At 73.5% G+C, this 17,325-nt stretch carries 16 protein-coding genes; 11 read left to right on the top strand and 5 right to left on the bottom strand.

What is annotated here, in order from left to right; genetic code table 11:
- Positions 1-348: 348 nt before the first annotated feature.
- The 7 genes from HA039_RS15645 (at position 349) to HA039_RS15615 (ending at position 9,144) form a co-directional block, all read left to right on the top strand.
- Positions 349-762 (top strand): DUF3151 domain-containing protein, encoded by a 414-nt coding sequence (locus tag HA039_RS15645; RefSeq protein WP_167029679.1) that lies wholly within the window; start codon positions 349-351, stop codon positions 760-762.
- A 146-nt stretch (positions 763-908) separates the two neighbouring features.
- Entirely contained in the window at positions 909-1,568 is a 660-nt protein-coding gene (locus HA039_RS15640; protein ID WP_341830021.1) for a DUF3152 domain-containing protein, read from the top strand.
- Positions 1,569-1,738: 170 nt separating this feature from the next.
- A complete protein-coding gene (locus HA039_RS15635; RefSeq protein ID WP_167029672.1) occupies positions 1,739-2,707 on the top strand; it encodes a tryptophan 2,3-dioxygenase in 969 nt (322 codons plus the stop codon).
- Positions 2,700-4,004: a kynureninase gene (gene kynU / locus HA039_RS15630; protein ID WP_167029669.1), complete on the top strand. Its 1,305-nt coding sequence runs from the start codon at positions 2,700-2,702 to the stop codon at positions 4,002-4,004. The genes HA039_RS15635 and kynU overlap by 8 nt, the downstream gene beginning before the upstream one ends.
- Positions 4,005-4,897: 893 nt before the next feature.
- Positions 4,898-5,800, top strand: coding sequence for an alpha/beta hydrolase (locus HA039_RS15625; protein ID WP_167029666.1), 903 nt, complete (start codon positions 4,898-4,900; stop codon positions 5,798-5,800).
- Between the two features lie 1,440 nt (positions 5,801-7,240).
- Positions 7,241-8,488 carry a sensor histidine kinase gene (locus HA039_RS15620; RefSeq protein WP_167036876.1) on the top strand — a complete coding sequence of 416 codons (1,248 nt, stop codon included), beginning with the start codon at positions 7,241-7,243 and terminating at the stop codon, positions 8,486-8,488.
- Entirely contained in the window at positions 8,485-9,144 is a 660-nt protein-coding gene (locus HA039_RS15615; RefSeq protein ID WP_167029663.1) for a response regulator, read from the top strand. The genes HA039_RS15620 and HA039_RS15615 overlap by 4 nt, the downstream gene beginning before the upstream one ends.
- 89 nt (positions 9,145-9,233) lie before the next feature.
- Here the strand turns inward: HA039_RS15615 and HA039_RS15610 are convergent, their stop codons facing one another.
- Entirely contained in the window at positions 9,234-9,674 is a 441-nt protein-coding gene (locus HA039_RS15610) for a hypothetical protein (protein WP_167029660.1), read from the bottom strand.
- Between HA039_RS15610 and HA039_RS15605 the strand changes: the two genes are divergently transcribed.
- Positions 9,673-10,053 (top strand): aromatic-ring hydroxylase C-terminal domain-containing protein, encoded by a 381-nt coding sequence (locus HA039_RS15605; protein ID WP_341830020.1) that lies wholly within the window; start codon positions 9,673-9,675, stop codon positions 10,051-10,053. The genes HA039_RS15610 and HA039_RS15605 overlap by 2 nt on opposite strands.
- On the opposite strand, the gene HA039_RS15600 is transcribed toward HA039_RS15605, so the two are convergent.
- Positions 10,030-10,761 carry a hypothetical protein gene (locus tag HA039_RS15600; RefSeq protein ID WP_167029654.1) on the bottom strand — a complete coding sequence of 244 codons (732 nt, stop codon included), beginning with the start codon at positions 10,759-10,761 and terminating at the stop codon, positions 10,030-10,032. The genes HA039_RS15605 and HA039_RS15600 overlap by 24 nt on opposite strands.
- A gap of 443 nt (positions 10,762-11,204) precedes the next feature.
- On the opposite strand from HA039_RS15600, the gene HA039_RS15595 reads away from it, so the two are divergent.
- Entirely contained in the window at positions 11,205-12,302 is a 1,098-nt protein-coding gene (locus HA039_RS15595; protein WP_167029651.1) for a DNA polymerase III subunit beta family protein, read from the top strand.
- 257 nt (positions 12,303-12,559) lie between these two features.
- Here HA039_RS15595 and HA039_RS15590 read toward each other — a convergent pair whose 3' ends face one another.
- Both HA039_RS15590 and HA039_RS15585 read right to left on the bottom strand, forming a co-directional pair.
- A complete protein-coding gene (locus HA039_RS15590) occupies positions 12,560-13,105 on the bottom strand; it encodes a hypothetical protein (protein ID WP_167029648.1) in 546 nt (181 codons plus the stop codon).
- A 110-nt stretch (positions 13,106-13,215) separates the two neighbouring features.
- On the bottom strand, positions 13,216-14,295 hold the full coding sequence (locus HA039_RS15585; RefSeq protein ID WP_167029645.1) for a diacylglycerol kinase catalytic domain-containing protein: 1,080 nt from the start codon (positions 14,293-14,295) through the stop codon (positions 13,216-13,218).
- Between the two features lie 262 nt (positions 14,296-14,557).
- Between HA039_RS15585 and HA039_RS15580 the strand changes: the two genes are divergently transcribed.
- Entirely contained in the window at positions 14,558-15,841 is a 1,284-nt protein-coding gene (locus tag HA039_RS15580; RefSeq protein ID WP_167029642.1) for an adenylosuccinate synthase, read from the top strand.
- 112 nt (positions 15,842-15,953) lie between these two features.
- Complete coding sequence (locus HA039_RS15575) at positions 15,954-16,439, top strand: hypothetical protein (protein ID WP_167029639.1); 486 nt, start codon at positions 15,954-15,956, stop codon at positions 16,437-16,439.
- 58 nt (positions 16,440-16,497) lie between these two features.
- On the opposite strand, the gene HA039_RS15570 is transcribed toward HA039_RS15575, so the two are convergent.
- Entirely contained in the window at positions 16,498-17,274 is a 777-nt protein-coding gene (locus tag HA039_RS15570) for an IclR family transcriptional regulator (RefSeq protein ID WP_243869464.1), read from the bottom strand.
- Between the last annotated feature and the right edge of the window lie 51 nt (positions 17,275-17,325).

Here is a 17,325-nt window from a genome sequence, read left to right as displayed (position 1 = left end):
CTTCCCATTGCCGACCGGGCCTCCCGCGGCCTGCCGGCCGGGGTGGGCCGGGACCCGGTGGGGCCGCCTCGTTCCGTGTGCGCTTCTTCCGGCGGTAGCCCGGCGGAGCTGCCCTGTTCCGCGCGCCGCTCCCCGCGGTCGCCAGGCGGGCCACGCGTCCCGTGTGCGCTGCTTCCGGCAGCTGCTGGGCGGGGTCGCCTCGTGCCGCGTGCGCCGCTTCCCGCAGTTGCCCGGTGGGGCCGCCCCGTCCCGCGCACGACGCTCCCCACGTTCGCCCGGCGGAGCCACCCCCCTTCCGCGGCCTGCCGGGCGGGGCGGGTCTTCGGTGGGGCAGGGCAGACTGTAGGCATGGCCATTCACAAAGACCTTCTCGGGGGGCCGCCCCCCACCGAACTGCCCGACGACCCCGAGCCGCGCGAGCTCCTTGCCAACGGGACCTCGCCCGCCGACGTAGCCGCCAAGTACCCGGCCTCCTCGCTGGCCTGGGCGCGGCTTGCTGACGACGCGTTCGAGGGTGGGCGGGTCGTCGAGTCGTACGCGTACGCAAGGACCGGCTACCACCGCGGCCTCGACTCGCTGCGGCGCAGCGGGTGGAAGGGGCACGGCCCGGTGCCGTGGGAGCACGAGCCGAACCGCGGCTTCCTGCGCGCCCTGCACGCGCTCGGCCGGGCCGCGCAGGCGATCGGTGAGCAGGAGGAGTACGAGCGCTGCTCGACGTTCCTCCGCGACTCGTCCCCGCTGGCGGCGGACACGCTGGGCTGAGGTAGGCAGGCCGGTAGGGCGGTCGGCCCGTACGTCGCTCCAACCGCTTGAATCATTGAACGAGCAACCTCACGAAGGCCCACCCCGTCTCTCCGGGGGGTGGGCCTTTGTCGATTACCGGTACGGAAGGGGCGGATGTGGGGGCGGTGACGGGCGAACGACGCGGTCCGGGCGCCCGCGCGCTGCTCTTCGGCCTCTGCCTGGTCGTCCTGATCGGCGCGGCCGCCTCGCTGGGTTCCCGGCAGCGCGGCCCCGAGCCCGCCGCCTTCACCACGGCGTCGGCGCACGGCGCCCCGGTCGGTACGGGCACCCCGCGCCGCTACCTCGTACAGGTCGAGACCGGTACGGGCCTGTCCGCCGACCGCGCGGCCACCGAGATCCAGGACATCCTGGCCGACCCGCGCAGCTGGGCCGCCCATGGCCGCGGCGCCTTCCAGCTGGTCTCCGCCCACGCCGACTTCACCATCAGGATCGCCACCCCGGCCACCGCCGACCGGCTCTGCCGGGCCGAGGGGCTCGACACCCACGGCGAGCTGAACTGCGAGACGACCGAGGGCGTGGTGGTCAATCTGCGGCGCTGGACGGAGGGCTCGCCCACCTTCGACGGGCCCGCCTCGGACTACCGGCACCTGATCATCAACCACGAGATCGGCCACGAGATCGGCCTCCGCCGCCATCTCGCGTGCCCGGGGCCCGGCTGGCCGGCGCCGGTGATGATGCAGCAGATCAAGGGGCTGGACGGGTGCCGGGCCAACGCCTGGCCGTACGACAGGAACGGGACGTACCTCTCGGGACCCTTCGCCTGATCAGGCCTTATGGGGCCGGGGGCCTTCGCCTGATCAGGCCTTATGGGGCGCCTGTGGCCTGGCGGAGCCGTGTGCCGGGAGCCGGATTATGATGCGAACAGGGGACCGGAGCTCCGAGACGAAACGGAAGGGGCGGACCGCTACCCGGTAGCAATATCGAGGAGACAGCAATGTCGCATGCCCCCGATGCCTCCGGATCCGCGGGTTCGGGCACGCCGCGTCCGGACGCCCCGCACACGGGCGTCCCGCACACAGAAGCGCCGCTCACGGGAGCGCCCCACGCGGACGCCCCGCCCACAGGAGCGCCCCAAGCGGACGCCCCGCCCACGGAAGCCCCGCATCTCGACTTCGCAGGCACCACCCCGTACGAGGACTACGTCCAGGCGGACGTCCTCACCCACCTTCAGCACCCCCTCTCCGACGACCCGGGCGAGATGGTCTTCCTCGTCACCACGCAGGTCATGGAGTTGTGGTTCACGGTCATCGTCCACGAGTGGGAGACCGCGTCCCGCGCCCTGCGCGAGGACCGGATCCAGGTGGCCGTCGACGCGCTCAAGCGGTCCGTACGCGAGCTGGAGGCGCTCAACGCGTCGTGGAAGCCGCTCGGACAGCTGACGCCCGCGCAGTTCAACTCGTACCGCAGCGCCCTCGGTGAGGGCTCCGGCTTCCAGTCGGCGATGTACCGGCGGATGGAGTTCCTGCTCGGCGACAAGTCCGCGTCGATGCTCGTCCCGCACCGGGGCGCCCCGCGCGTCCACGCCGAGCTGGAGAAGGCCCTGCACGAGCCCAGCGTGTACGACGAGACGCTGCGGCTGCTCGCCCGGCGCGGGCTCCCCGTTCCGCGCGCGGTGGTCGAGCGCGACCTCTCGCAGAAGTACGAGCCGTCGCCCGAGGTCGAGCGGGTGTGGGCCGGCGTCTACGCGGACGCCGACCAGCACACCGAGCTGATCCGCCTCGGCGAGGCGCTGACGGACGTCGGCGAGCTGGTGTGGCGCTGGCGCAACGACCACCTGGTCGCCACGCGGCGCGCGATGGGCTCGAAGACCGGTACGGGCGGGTCCGCCGGGGTGGCGTGGCTGGAGAAGCGCGCGACCAAGAACGTGTTCCCCGAGCTCTGGACGGCGCGCAGCTATGTCTGACACCCCAGCCCCGTCGGCCGCCGCGCCGGGCGCCTCGTCCCAGCCGTCCGCCGCCGCAGCCACTTCCCTCGCCGCCACTTCCCTCGCGGCCAAGGCCGAAGCCCTCGCCGCGAAGGCCGCCGCCCTCGACGCGGCCGACGAACTGGCCGACCGCCGCGCCCTGTTCGCGCTCGACGACGCGTCCGTCTACCTGGACGGGAACTCGCTCGGCGCGCTGCCCCGGCACGTACCGGAGCGGATGCGCGACGTCATCACCCGCCAGTGGGGCGAGCTGCGGATCCGCTCCTGGACCGAGGGCGACTGGTGGACCGCGCCCGAGCGGATCGGCGACCGGATCGCGCCGCTCGTCGGCGCCGCCCCCGGGCGGATCGTCGTCGGCGACTCGACGAGCGTGAACGTCTTCAAGGCCCTCGTCGCCGCCGTGCGCCTGCTCGACCCGACGGACCCGGCGCGGGACGAGATCCTGGTCGACGCGACGACGTTCCCCAGCGACGGGTACATCGCGCAGTCCGCGGCCCGCATGACGGGCAAGCCGCTGGTGCCCGTCGACCCCGCGGAGCTGGTCGGGTCGCTCGGGCCGCGTACGGCTGTCGTCCTGATGAACCACGTCGACTTCCGTACGGGCCGGCTCCACGACCTCCCCGGGATCACCGCCGCCGTGCACGAGGCCGGCGCGCTCGCGGTGTGGGACCTGTGCCACAGCGCGGGCGCCCTGCCGGTGGGGCTGGACGCGCACGGGGTGGACCTGGCGGTGGGCTGCACGTACAAGTACCTGAACGGCGGTCCCGGTTCGCCCGCCTTCCTGTACGTCGCCGGGCGCCACCAGGCCGCCTTCGACTCCCCGCTGCCCGGCTGGACGTCGCACGCCGACCCGTTCGCGATGGCGTCGGACTTCGAGGCGGCGGAGGGGGCGACGCGGGGCCGGGTCGGTACGCCCGACATCCTCTCGATGCTGGCGCTGGAGGCGGCGCTCGACGTCTGGGACGGGGTGCGGATCGAGACCGTACGGGCCAAGAGCCTGGCGCTCACGGACTTCTTCCTGGAGTGCGTGGAGGCGTACGCCCCGGCGGGGCGGGTCAGCCCGCTCACCCCGGCGGCGCACGCGGAGCGCGGCAGCCAGGTCGCCCTGCGCTGCGCCGAGGCCCCGGCGGTCATGGACGCGCTGATCGCCCGAGGCGTGGTCGGCGACCTCCGCAGACCGGACGTCCTGCGCTTCGGCTTCACCCCGCTGTACGTGCGCTTCACGGACGCGGAACGAGCGGCGCGGGTCCTGGGGGAGGTGCTGGCGGCGGGGTGAGGGGGGCGCGGGGGGCGCGGGGTTCGGGGTGGCGGTGCCGGTGGCGGGTGCCGGTGGTGACGCGGGGCGTCTGCGGTGACGCGGGCGGGCGTTCGTGTTGACGCGGAGTGGGCGCCGGCGGAGGCGCGGGGCGGCTTCCGGGGTGGGGCGGGGCGGTCTGCGTGTGGTGACGCGGACTCCGGCTTCCTGGGTGGCGCGGCGCGGGGTCTGTGGTGACGTGGGCGGGCGTTTGTGGTGGCGCGGAGTGGGCGCCGGTGGTGACGGGGGGCGGCTTCCGGGGTGGCGCGGGGCGGGGTGTGCGTGGTGACGCGGGGTGTGCGTTCGTGGTGTGGCGGGGTGGTGCGGACCGGGCGCCGGTGGAGGCGCGGGGCGGCTTCCGGGGTGACGCGGGGTGGGGTGTGCGTGGTGATGCGGACTGGCTTCCGGGGTGGCGCGGGGCGGGGTGTGTGTGGTGACGCGGACTGGCCCTCGGGGCGGCGCGGGGTGGGCGTTTGTGGTGACGCGGGGTGACGCGGACCGGGCGCCCGTGGCGTGGCGGGGGTTGTGCGGCGCGGCGTGTGTGGTGACGCGGGCGGTGTCCGGGGGCTGCGCGGACTGGGGGCCGGGGTGGCGGGGGCCGGTGTTCGGGGTGATGCGGGCCCCGGGGTCGGTGGTGGGGCGGGGGTGGCGTTCGGCGTGACGCGCACCGGGTCCGTGGTGACGCGGACCGGCGTCGGCGGTGACGGCGGGTGGCGTGGGGCGGGGTTTGGCCAGCTGCTCTCTGTGGTCGGGCGGCGGGTGCGGGGCGGGTGGTCACGTTCTGGTCCGCGGGGATGTGATCGACTCCGGGTCGTACTGGTACCGTCCCCGCTGATCAGGTCAATTCGCAGCCTGCACCTAGAGGTTGGAGCACCATGCCGGACCCCGGCGCGCACGATCCCGTGGTTCGTGACGCAGCAGAGACCGAGTCGGCCTTCTCCCACCCGGTCGTCCCGCCCGACGCCACCGCCGCGTACGGCGACCACCCCGACCAGGTGATCGACTTCTACGCGCCCCGGGGCAACCAGGAACGGGTCCCGCTCGTCGTGGTGTTCCACGGCGGCGCGTGGCGGGCGCGGTACGACCGCGCGCACATGACGCCGTTCGCCGACTTCCTGGCGCGCCGGGGGTTCGCCGTCGCCAACGTCGAGTACCGGCGGGGTCCCGGCCTCCCGCACCAGGGCACCGGCACGCCCCAGCCCGACGACCGCCCCGCGGCGGGCCGCTGGCCGGAGACGTTCGACGACGTGGCCGCCGCGATGGACGCGCTGCCCGCGCTGGTCACGGCCGCCGTACCGCAGGCCGACGCGCGCCGCATCGTGGTGACCGGCCACTCCGCGGGCGGCCACCTCGCGCTGTGGGCGTCGTCCCGCCACGTACTGCCCGAGGGGTCGCCGTGGCGGCTCCCGCAGCCGCCGCCGCTGCGCGGGGTCGTGGCGCTCGCGCCGATCGCGGACCTGGCGCGGGCGGTGGAGCTGGACGTGTGCGGCGGGGCGATCGTCCAACTCCTGGGCGGCGACGAGCACTTCGCGGAGCGCAGGGCGAGCGCCGACCCGGCGGCCCTGCTCCCGACGGGCATCGCGACGGCCGTGGTCCAGGGCCGCACCGACCTGACGGTGCCGTACGAGGTCGCGGAGGCGTACGTGGACGCGGCGGCGAAGGCGGGCGAGACGGTGGGCCTGACCGTGCTGCCGGACGTGGGCCACTTCCCCCTGATCGACCCGGCGGCGGACGCGTGCGCGGTGGTGGCGGAGGAGATCGCCCAGCTGGCGTGGTGAGGGGGACGCGGCGCTGTACCGCCGTGGCAGGTCCCCTCTCGCGAACGCCGCCCGCGAACGCGCCCACGGTCCGCCCCCGGCGCGGGCCGGCCCCCGCGAATGAGGCCACCGTCCGCCTCGGCGCCTGGGCCCGCTCCCGTGAACGCGGTGACTATCTGCCCTGGCGCGGGCACCCCCCCCGTGAACGTGGCCGCTGTCTGCCCCGGCGCGGGCCGGCCGGCCCCGTGAACGCGGCCACTGTCTGCCCTGGCGCGTAGGCCCGCTCCCGTGAACACGGTCACGCCGCCCCGGCACGTACGGCCAAGCCCCCCGTGCACGCGGTGACCGCCTGGCCGGTGCGCGTACGGGCTCGCCCACGTGAATGCGGCCAGCGCCCGCCCCGCCGTCTACGGGCCCCGGTCAGCGTCGGCACCGCCGGCTTCGCGCGTACCGCCGTCTGCCCCGGCGCGGGCCGGCCAGCCCCGTGAACGTCGTGACCGTCCGCCTGGTCGCGTGGTGCCCGCCCCCCCCGTACGCGCCGTCACGGTCCGCCTGGCGTGTACGGGCCTCTGTCAGCGCCGTCACCGTCGGCTTCGTGCGCACCGTCGTCCGCCTCGGCGCGGGCCGGCCGCCCCGCCCGTGACGCGGTCACCGTCCGCCCGGCGCGTACGGTCCCCGTCAGCGTCCTCACCGCCAGCCAGCTTCGCGCGCACCGCTGTCCACCTCGGCGCGGACCGGCCGCGAGCGGTCACCGTCCACCCGACGGGCCCCTTGCCAGCCGTCGGCTTCGTGCGTACGGCCGTCCGCCCCCGACGCGTACGGTCCGTCCGTAAACGTCGTCACCGTCTGCCTGGGCGCGTACGGCCCCTCCGTAAACGCGGTCACCGTCTGCCCGGGGTGTGCGGCCCCGTCTGCGTCGGTATCGCCGGCTTCGCGAGCACCGCCGTCCGGCTGGGCGCGTCGGGCTGGTCCCGGCGAATCGGTGACCGTCCGCCCGGCGCGTACGGCCCCCGTGAACGTCGTCGCCGCCTGCCCGTGCGCGCACGGCCCGCCCCGTGAACGCCGTCACCCTCCACCCCGGCGGCTCACTGCCCCCGCCAGCCTCCCCGCCGCCCACTTCGCCCCCGCCGCCGGCCGCCTCGTGCGTACCGACCCCGTGTGAGTGTCGTCACCGTCCCGCCCCGCGCGTACCGTGCCCTGCCTCGCTCCCCGGCGCCCTCCGCCTCGGCGCGACCGCTCGGTGTCGAGTCGTCCCCGGGCCACGGGACATGGGCCCCCGCGCCCGCCCCAGGCCCCCGTGGTCCCCGGAGGGCCGCCGCCCCACGTACCCCCGTAGTCCCTGCGACGGACCCCCCAGGATCCGCTTCCGTGGTGACGACCCAGCGGCGCGCCTCCCCCTACCTTGGCAATGTGACCGAGACAGAGACCGGGAAGACCCGGAGCCCCGAGTTCCGCCTCGCCATGGACGCCATCAGCGGCCTGCGCGAGGACCTCTTCCACGACGCCTTCGCCTACCGCCCGCTCGAACCCAGGCGGACGGACGGCCCGATCACCCGCCGGCTGCCCGGCCGGATACGGGAGTACTCCGCGTGGCTGCCGCACGGCGTGATCGTGCTGGGCGCGCTGATCGTCGCCCTGGTCGGGGTGTCCGACGAACAGTCGCTCCTCGGCCTCCTCCCCGCCGTCCCGCTGCTGATGACGCTGGTCAGGCCGGTCGGCGCCTGGTGGCTGTCCCTCGCGGTCTCCGCCGTGCTGAGCATCCTCGGCGGGAGCTACGACAACTGGCCCTGGACGCCGGGCGCCTTCGCCGGGTACCTCTTCGTGATCACCGTCGTCGCGATCCGGACCCGGCCGCGCACCGCCGCCTGGCTGTGGGTGCTCACGGCGGTGTACGCGACCTTCGCCGCGATCTTCCTCGGCGGGTACGCCGGAGGCGCCACCTCCGCCCCCATGCTCTTCCTCTCCGCTCTGGTCCTCCTCACCGTCACCGTGCTCCACGTCCGCCGCGAGGCGGAGCAGGAGGTCGCGATCCAGCAGAGCGTCACCGCCGTCGAGCGCGACCGGCGCACGCTGCTGGAGGAGCGCACCACCATCGCCCGCGAACTGCACGACGTCGTCGCCCACCACATGTCGGTCGTCGCGATCCAGGCGGAGGCGGCCCCGTACCGGGTGGAGAATCCGCCCCCGGAGCTGGAGAAGGCCTTCGCCACGATCCGCGAGAACGCCGTCGCCGCGCTGACCGAGCTGCGCCGCGTCCTCGGGGTCGTACGCGCCGAGGACTACCAGGCGCCCGACGCCCCGCAGCCCACGCTCGCCGACCTGGACGGGCTGCTGGGCAATGTGCGGGACGCCGGGCTGACCGTGGAGAAGACGGTGACGGGCGCGGTACGGGAGCTGCCGCAGGGCGTCGAGCTGTCGGCGTACCGGATCGTCCAGGAGGCCCTGAGCAACGCGCTGCGGCACGCGCCGGGGTCGACGGCGCGGGTGGAGATCAGTTACGTGCTCGGCGGGCTCGGGCTGCGGATCGTCAACACCCCGCCGCGCGGGCTGGTGAAGCCGTCGCCGGGGGCGGGTCACGGCATCACGGGGATGCGGGAGCGTGTGACGATGCTGAACGGCGAGATGACCGCGGATCTCCAGGAGGACGGCGGCTACGAGGTCGCGGCGTTCATCCCGGTGGCCGCCGTGAAGGACGGGGAAGCGGCGTGACCATCAGAGTGCTGATCGTCGACGACCAGGTGATGGTCCGCGAGGGTTTCTCGGTGCTGCTGAACGCGATGCCGGACATCGAGGTGGTGGGGGAGGCGGTCAACGGGCGCGAGGCGGTCACGCAGGTCGCCGCCCTGCACCCCGACGTCGTCCTGATGGACATCCGGATGCCGGAACTGAACGGGATCGAGGCGACCCGCGAGATCGTGGCGGCGGACGCGGCGGCGAAGGTGCTGGTGCTGACGACGTTCGACCTGGACGAGTACGTGTACCAGGCGCTGCGGGCGGGCGCGTCGGGCTTCCTGCTGAAGGACGCGTCGGCGCGTCAACTGGCGGACGGGGTACGGGTGGTGGCGTCCGGCGAGGCCCTGCTCGCGCCGACGGTGACGCGGCGTCTGATCACCGAGTTCTCGAAGCTCTCGGAGACGCCGAGGCCGCCGGCGCTGGCGCGTATCGGGGATCTCACGGAGCGGGAGACGGAGGTGCTGGTGCTGATCGCACAGGGTCTGTCGAACGCGGAGATCGCGGAGCACCTGGTGGTGGCGGAGTCCACGATCAAGACGCATGTGAGCCGCATCCTGGTGAAGTTGGGCCTGCGCGACCGCACGCAGGCGGCGGTGTTCGCGTACGAGGCGCGGTTGGTGACGCCGGGGTAGGCGTCGGGGTGCGGACATTCGTACGCGCGCGGCCGTGGTTGTCCACAGCCTGTGGATAAGCCGGGGCCCCGCACCCCACTCACCCTCGCCTACTCGACGGAGCGCGGACCTGTCGTGCCGGTGAACGGGAACAGCGGATAGCCCTCCGCGCACTGGCCGCCAGGCGGGTGGTAAGGCCACCCCATCCCCCACCGGTACAGCAGGGCGAGCGCGACAACCGCGACGCACGGCACGAGCCACATCACCACCCGGCTGCCGCGCAAAGGCCCTCGGCGCAGGGCGAGTTGGAGCAGGAGCACCGGCAGCGTGACGCAGATCCACATGACGGGCATGAGCAGTTGGAGCCCGATGGCGTTACTCGCGTCGTTCCCGAGGGGGCAACTCGCCCAGGACCGGGCGGTCCACACCGTGGCCCCGTAGACGCCGAGCGCGGCGAGGCCGGGAGTCAGCGCGTACCACCCACACCCCGGCGCGAATCCCGGTGCGGGTTTGGGTGCGGGTGCCTCGCGTTTCGCCTCCGGGGCGTTCATGCGGGTCCCTTCCTTACGTAGCGGTCCCGTTGGGCCCTTCGGCGGCGCCGTCGAACCAGCCGTTGACGATAACGGCGGGCCCGTACGCCTGTACGACTTGCTGCGCGGCCCGCACTGGACCCTGCTCACCGTCACCACCACACCGCTCCCGGACCTCCCGGGCACCCCCGCGACCGCGGCCGCACCACGAACCGTCCACGTGACCACCGACCCGTCCGCCACCGCCACCACCCCCGGCACCGTCATCGACACGAACGGCCATGCCCACCGCGCCTACGGCACCACCGGCGACGAACTCGTCCTCATCCGCCCCGACGGCTGCATAGCCACCCGCCGCCCCACCGCTGCCCTCCCCTCAGCCGGCCGAAATGTTCTGTAGCGTCTCGTGCGCCTCGGTAAGGGCTTGGTGCCTGAGGTCGCCGAACAGCTGGATCGTGGCGGCGTCCAGGACGTCGTCGCTGCCGATGGTCCGCCTGTCGCCCACACGGACGGACCGGACTCGGGGGAATTCCTTGAGGCGCGGGGGTGGGTCCGGTTCGCCCGGTATCACCAGGCTGACCGTACCGAAACGTTTGATCCCGCCCTCGCGGGTGACCATGGCCGCGTCCCGGGCGAGGTCCGTCAGGAACATGCTCGCGATTCCGTCCAGGTCGCGGACCATCGCCGGGACGGCCGTCACCCCCCGGCTTCGCAGCAGTTGCTTGACTCCGGCCTCGAACTTGTGGGCGCCGACCACCGCACTCGGTTTGCGCGACCTGCTGCGCTTACGAGGAGGCTCGATGACACCGTTGGCGTCGTATGCGACACCCAGCAGGCCATGAAACGTCGGGGTGTGCGCGTACCAGTTGCTCCCCACCTCGAGCTCGACGTTCCGGTCGATCGCGGTGACAAGGTCCCGGGGGATCAGCTTCTTCCGGGCCTCCGCCGCGGCCGCTGCCCTCGCGCCGTTGATGATCTCCGTCAGCACGGTCCGCGTCACCGAGGCGGCGGCCTGCGCAGCCGACCGAGAGACGTGCATCGAGGTCACATCCCTGAATACCGCTTTGACGAGGGAAGGCTTGAACGGCTGTACGGGCTGTGCGGTCATCAGTGGAAACGCTCCCGGCTACCGGAGTTGGAGGACATCTCATTCTGCTGGTCGGCGGTAGCGGAACGACGGAGGCAACTGCCCCCCACGTACAGCCCGATGACGAGGCAACGAAGACGATCGCCGCCAACCGCCTTCCTGCGGTGTGCGGTGCGCGGTGTGCGGGCTGCGAACGGCCGAGTTCAGACTTCGCTCACGCGCCACCTGCCCGAGATGCCGCTCCCCTGGCCGGTAGAGGCGGTCCGCCGAACTGCCCGCGCTCGCTCGGTCGAGGATCGTCGGGCCCGTCGGGATCGATGCCGTCGCCTCGATCGTGACCGTCTGCCGCGCGCGGAGCGACGACGAGGCCTCCGTGTCGCGGTGACGGTCCCGAGTCGGACGGAGGGCGCGGCGGACATCGGTCGGCTTGACCTTCGAGTGGGATGAAAGTCGAGGATCAGGGCATGGACGGCAACACAGAACTCCTCAGCATCAGTGCCTTCGCGCGCCGCGTCGGCCTCGCGCCCAGCGCGTTGCGCTTCTACGACGACTGCCGCGTCCTGCGGCCCGCCCATGTCGACGGGGCCTCTGGCTACCGCTTCTACCGCCCCGACCAGGAGCCGCGCGCCCGGCTGGTGCGGAGTCTGCGGGAGGCCGGGCTGCCGTTGGCCGACGTCGTCGCCGTACTCGAAGGGTCCGGGGACGATGCCCGCGCCGTGCTGGAGCGGCACCGCGGCCGCGTACGGGCCCGGAGCCAGGAGGCCGACGTCACGATCGCGGCGGTCCTGCGTACCCTCTCGGAGACCGCGGCCCCTACCCGGGTACGGCTCGGCGGCGCCGAGCTGGCCAGTGCCGCCCGCCAGGTCGCCCCCGCCGTCGGCCGCGACGCGGCGCACCCCGAACTCGCCTGCGTCCTCGTGGAGATCGACGACGCCGAGGTCCGCCTCGTCGCCACCGACCGCTATCGCTTCTCGACGCGCGTCCTGACCCCCGCCGCCTCCGACGGCCCCTCCTGCCACTTCCTGATCGACGCGGCCGACCTGATCGAGATCGGGGCGTGGGCCGCGCGCAGCGCCGAAGTGACCATCGAGATTGCGCCGGACGGCGGCAGGTTGTACGGTACGGCCGGCTCGCGCCCCCTCCCACTCGTCGACCGCCGCTTCCCCGCCTACCGAGACATGCTCTCCGCCCTGCCCCCGCCCGAATGCCGGGTGATCGTGGACCGGGCGGCACTCCTGGCCGCCGTCCACCGCTGCGGGGACACGCCCGCGGTCACCGTGCGGCTGGGTGAGGACGAGGTGGTCGTCTCGCGGTCGGCCGACCCCGGCCCCCAGGGCGGGAGCGCCGTACCGGCTGTCCGACAGGAGGACCTGACCCTGACGATCGCCTTCGACCCGGCCGTTCTCGCCCCCGCCCTGGAAACCGGGGTCGGCCCCGACGTGCTGCTGGAGATCTCCACGCCGACCCAACCGGTCGTCGTACGCTCCGCCGACCAGGGCAGCTTCACCACCCTGGTCATGCCAGTAGCCCTCGCCACCCCCACGACGACTACAGCCGCCTGAGACCCTCCGGGGTCCAATCGCGACGCATCCAACGAGGCCCCCGCGCCCCGACCGCCCGGTGGCGTGCCCGACCGTTCGTCCTCCGGCCCTGGCACGGACACGAGGCGTCCGGTCTCCGACGTCCGGTGGCGTGCCCTGCCGTGCGGTGACCGGCCTCGGCCGCGCCCGGTGGCGTGCCCCCGCCGTCCGGCACCTCGCCCCGGCCCGCCGCGAAGCGACCCCCCGCCCCGCGAGGCACCCCCGCCCCCGTCAAGCCCCTACGGCGCCCCCTCCGCCCTCCGTACCGCCGCCAGGATCCGTTCCCGGGTCAAACGGCCCGGGGTGCGGGCCCAGATCAGTTCGGTGCCGCCTGGGCGGGCCAGGACCCCGCCTACCTGTGGGTCGCCGCACCACCACAGCTCGCCGTCCGGGCCGGGGTCGGCCGCGCGGTGGCGGTCGTGCAGGCCCACCAGGGTCAGCGCCACCGGCTCGCCGCCCGGGGCCGGGTCGCGCAGGACCACCGCCGCCGCGTGGGGGCCGTGCGGTGCCGTCACCGCCGGGAGCGCCGTCCAGGGCCGCGCCGCGAGGCGCAGGCGCATCAGCCGGGCCAGGCGCAGCGCGCTCAGGCCGACCAGCAGTGGCGCCAGCGCCAGACCGCCCATGACCTCCGCCACCACGTCCGCCCAGTCCAGGCGCTTGGCGGCGTTCGCCAGCTCGACGACCGCGCCGCCCGCCGCCGTCGTCAGGCCGACGCGGACCCACATGCCGGCCCGCGAGCGGTAGCGGGCGAGCGCCTCCGCCGTGGCGGGGACGTCGAGAGCCACCTCCGGTGCGTGGCTCGAGAGGGAATCGGACGGCGGATCGAGCGTCGGATCTTGCATCGGTCGGCCCCCAGGCGTGGTACCGGCTTCGTGGCACCCGAGGCTATCGGTGGTCACCGCGTCCCAGAAGCCCCCGGAACCGAATACGTCGTCGGCAACGTCAGCCCCCACGCCCCCGCCCGGAGCGTCCACGTCCGCGTCCGGACCGGACCGGTGACCCGGGCGTCGGCCCGGTAGCGGAAGTCCGCCCCCGAAACCGTCACCGACAGCGCGCTGGCCCGCACCGGCTCCGCCGACGCGCGCGTACGGATCACCACCTCCGCCCGGCCGCCCCGCGAGCGGACCAGGATCCCCTCGACCGGTTCGTCCAGGTCGCTCAGCAGCACCCCGTCCGCCTCCACCCGCAGCCGGTACGTGTGCGCGGGGTACGCGCCGGACGGCGGCCGTACGAGCGTCCGGACCAGCGAACGGCACGTGTTCCACATGGCCGCCGCACCGTGCGCCCCGCCCGCGCTCCCGGGCCCGTTGCCGGATCCGTTGCCGGGGCCGCTCCCGGGTCTGTTGCCGGGCCCGCTCCCCGATCCGCTGCCGGATTCGCTCCCGGCCCCGTTGCCGTGCCCGTTCCGCTGGCGGCCGCCATCGGAACCGTCGCCGGAGGACCCGGAGGACCCGGAGGACCCGGACCCGGACCCGGACGACCCGGACCCCGACCCCGAAGACCCCGACCACCCGGACCCCCCACCCCCCACCCCCGGAATATGCAGATCCCCCAGCACCACCCCATCGCTCTCGTCCACCAGCAGGTCCAGCCGCCGCACCACCCCGTCCAGCACCGCCCGCGCCGCCGCCACCGCGCCCGTCGGCACCCCCAGCGCGCGCGCCAGCTCGACCGACGCCCCCACCGGCACCAGCGAGAGCGCCCCGGAGGACAGCTCCCGCTCGCGGTGGAGCAGCGCGACCGTACGCAACAGCGCCCGGTCGTCGCCGATCACCACGGGCCGCCGGCCGCCCCGCCTGGCCAGCGCCCGCGCGAACTCCTCGGGCCCCTCGGGCAGGCATATCTTCACCGCCGCACCCGCGCTCAACACGTCCTTCGCGATACGTACGGATTCACCGTCGGTCCGGCGGGCGACCGGGTCGATGACCACCAGAAGCTGCTGCGCGCCGTTCTCGGCGGGCCCTGGAGCCGACACCTCGGTCCTTCCTCGGGTAGCATCTTTGTGCAAGAGCCCCTTGCGCTATTGCGCCAGGGGCTTCGTCTATTCCGGGGCAACCGGTTCGACGGTTCGGGCTGCGTCGTACGACGTCGTGCGATCCGCGTCTGTGATCTACGTCCGGCGAACTCGTGCGATGTCGTGCGATGTCGTCCAGGTCGTACGGCGCACACGCGACGTACGAACGCCGTACGTGCGCCCCCGACCTTGGACATGCCCCGCCCGGAAGGGGTGTACGCCTGTGCCCGCACTTGTGCTGCTCGGTGCTCAGTGGGGTGACGAAGGCAAGGGAAAGGCCACCGACCTGCTCGGTGGGTCCGTGGACTATGTCGTGCGCTATCAGGGCGGCAACAACGCCGGCCACACGGTCGTCGTCGGCGACCAGAAGTACGCGCTGCATCTTCTCCCTTCCGGAATCCTCTCGCCCAGCTGTATCCCGGTGATCGGCAACGGAGTGGTAGTCGACCCGGCCGTCCTGCTCTCCGAGCTGAGCGGGCTGAACGACCGCGGTGTCGACACGTCCAAGCTGCTGATCAGTGGAAACGCTCATCTGATCACCTCGTACCACACCACCATGGACAAGGTGACGGAACGGTTCCTCGGTTCGCGGAAGATCGGCACGACGGGCCGCGGCATCGGCCCGACGTACGCCGACAAGATCAACCGCGTCGGGATCCGCATCCAGGACCTGTACGACGAGTCGATCCTGATCCAGAAGGTCGACGCGGCGCTCGACTTCAAGAACCAGATCCTCGCCAAGCTCTACAACCGGCGCGCGATCGACTCCGCGAAGATCGTCGAGGAACTGCTCACCTACGCGGACCAGTTGAAGCCGTACGTCTCCGACACCACCCTCGTCCTCAACAACGCGATCGACGAAGGCAAGGTGGTCCTCTTCGAGGGCGGCCAGGGCACGCTGCTGGACGTCGACCACGGCACGTATCCCTTTGTCACGTCCTCCAACCCGACCGCCGGCGGCGCCTGCACGGGCGCGGGTGTGGGACCGACGAAGATCAGCCGGGTCATCGGCATCCTCAAGGCCTATACGACGCGCGTGGGCGCCGGACCGTTCCCGACGGAGCTGTTCGACGAGGACGGCGACGCGCTGCGCCGCATCGGCGGCGAGCGGGGCGTCACGACGGGCCGTGACCGGCGGTGCGGGTGGTTCGACGCGGTGATCGCGCGGTACGCGACCCGCGTCAACGGCCTCACGGACTTCTTCCTGACGAAGCTCGACGTGCTCACCGGCTGGGAGCAGATCCCGGTGTGCGTGGCGTACGAGATCGACGGCAAGCGGGTCGAGGAACTGCCGTACAGCCAGACGGACTTCCACCACGCGAAGCCCATCTACGAGATGCTGCCCGGCTGGTCGGAGGACATCACGAAGGCCAAGACCTTCGCCGACCTCCCGAAGAACGCGCAGGCGTACGTGAAGGCCCTGGAGGAGATGTCCGGGGCGCCGATCTCGGCGATCGGCGTGGGCCCGGGCCGTACGGAGACGATCCAGATCAACTCCTTCCTGTAGGTCTCGCGGTACGTACGTGTACGACGCGGCGCTCCCATGGCCCTTGGCGGCCAGGGGGGCGCCGCGCCAAGTCTCCCCCTACATCGCCCACTCGTGAGTCGAGGACGACCTGATGAAGCCTTCCCTGCTGGTCGTCGGCCTGTCGGCGCTCGTGCTGGTGTCGGTGTCGGCCTGTTCCGGCGGCAAGGACTCCGACGCGGATACGGGGACGACCGCCACGCCCGCGGCGACCACGACCACCCCCGCCCCCGCGTCGACCCCGACGAGCCCGGACGGTCTGCCCGATCCGGTCCAGTCCCCGGCGCCCGTCGGGTCGAAGACCCTGTACACGGGGTCGGGCCGGGGCGCGGGCGCGGTCACGCTCCCCGCGTCGGCGGGGAAGGCTTCGTCGGTGACGGTGATGTGGACCTGCGCGGGGCCCGCCAAGTTCGATATCACCGCCGCGGGGAAGACCCTCGCCGGGTCGGAATGCGGCGACGGGAGCGGCGTATTCACCGCGAAAGTCCCGCACGCGCACCTGAATGACCTGGCGTGGAAGTTCACGGCACCGAATTCGGTGATCTGGCGACTGGTCGTGAGCGAACCGCCCGCGCAATAGCCCCCCACCCCGCTTACGTGGTGGTCCCGCGCCGCCACTGCGGAGTCGGAGTGCGTGGTCATCGGGGTGCTTCGTCCAGCCACGACGCGAGGGAGGTGTCCGTCGTGCGCAGGCGGGTCAGGTTCGCCGTGGTCATCCGCGCGGCACGCTGGACGGCGGGGGCGTACGGGCGGACCCGGTCGTTGTCGAGCAGGACGACCGTCACCGCCCCGACCACCCGGCCCGCCGGGCTCCGCAGCGGCGCGGAGACGCACGAGACCGCGGGGCCGACCGGCGGGCGGAAGTCGTACGCGACGCCCTCGTCGTGCGCGCGGGCGACCTGCCGCCGCCACACGGACGCCGGGACGCCGGGAGGCCGTACTCGTTCCGCCGTCCTGTCCATCTCCGCCGGCGCGGCGAACAGCCGGTCCCCGGTGTTGCCGTGCCAGATGAGCGCGCCGGGCTGGATCGGGAACACCTCGTCGGGCTCCCCCCGGTACCCCGCCACCACCACGGTCCGGCCCCCCTCGGGCACCGACAGGAGCACGCTGGCGCCGGGAACCGCCTCGGCGAGCTGCCCCAGCGGGTGCCGTCCGGCGGCGCGCAGGGACGGCCCGGGCGCCCACGCCTGCCCCATGCGGAAGAGCCGGGTGCCCATCCGGTAGCGGCCGCCGTGCCGTTCGACCGCCTCGGCGGCGACGAGCTGGTCCAGCAGCCGGTGGGCGGTCGACTTGGGCAGCCCGGCCGCGTCGGCGAGTTCGGTCAGTCCCGCGTCCCCCAACCGCGACAGCTCTTCGAGCAGTTGGAAGGCCCCCTCGATGACGCCGCGTCCGGCCACCCGCGTTCCCCCTGCCACAGCCCACCCCTCCCGAGCCGCCCCGCCCGGTCGAGGCACGGCCGCCGGTAC

The organism is Streptomyces liangshanensis, assembly GCF_011694815.1.
GTDB lineage: Bacteria > Actinomycetota > Actinomycetes > Streptomycetales > Streptomycetaceae > Streptomyces > Streptomyces liangshanensis.
Note: the sequence above shows the minus strand (reverse complement) of the source record. Positions and strands in the feature narration are given on the sequence as shown.

Bases quoted from the DNA above. Each gene is read 5' to 3' on its own strand.
- HA039_RS15610 (WP_167029660.1), bottom strand. From the start codon at position 9,674: ATGAACGCCCCGGAGGCGAAACGCGAGGCACCCGCACCCAAACCCGCA.
- HA039_RS15625 (WP_167029666.1), top strand. From the start codon at position 4,898: ATGCCGGACCCCGGCGCGCACGATCCCGTGGTTCGTGACGCAGCAGAG.
- HA039_RS15620 (WP_167036876.1), top strand. From the start codon at position 7,241: ATGGACGCCATCAGCGGCCTGCGCGAGGACCTCTTCCACGACGCCTTC.
- HA039_RS15575 (WP_167029639.1), top strand. From the start codon at position 15,954: ATGAAGCCTTCCCTGCTGGTCGTCGGCCTGTCGGCGCTCGTGCTGGTG.
- kynU (WP_167029669.1), top strand. From the start codon at position 2,700: ATGTCTGACACCCCAGCCCCGTCGGCCGCCGCGCCGGGCGCCTCGTCC.
- HA039_RS15605 (WP_341830020.1), top strand. From the start codon at position 9,673: ATGCGGGTCCCTTCCTTACGTAGCGGTCCCGTTGGGCCCTTCGGCGGC.
- HA039_RS15595 (WP_167029651.1), top strand. From the start codon at position 11,205: ATGGACGGCAACACAGAACTCCTCAGCATCAGTGCCTTCGCGCGCCGC.
- HA039_RS15645 (WP_167029679.1), top strand. From the start codon at position 349: ATGGCCATTCACAAAGACCTTCTCGGGGGGCCGCCCCCCACCGAACTG.
- HA039_RS15635 (WP_167029672.1), top strand. From the start codon at position 1,739: ATGTCGCATGCCCCCGATGCCTCCGGATCCGCGGGTTCGGGCACGCCG.
- HA039_RS15600 (WP_167029654.1), bottom strand. From the start codon at position 10,761: ATGACCGCACAGCCCGTACAGCCGTTCAAGCCTTCCCTCGTCAAAGCG.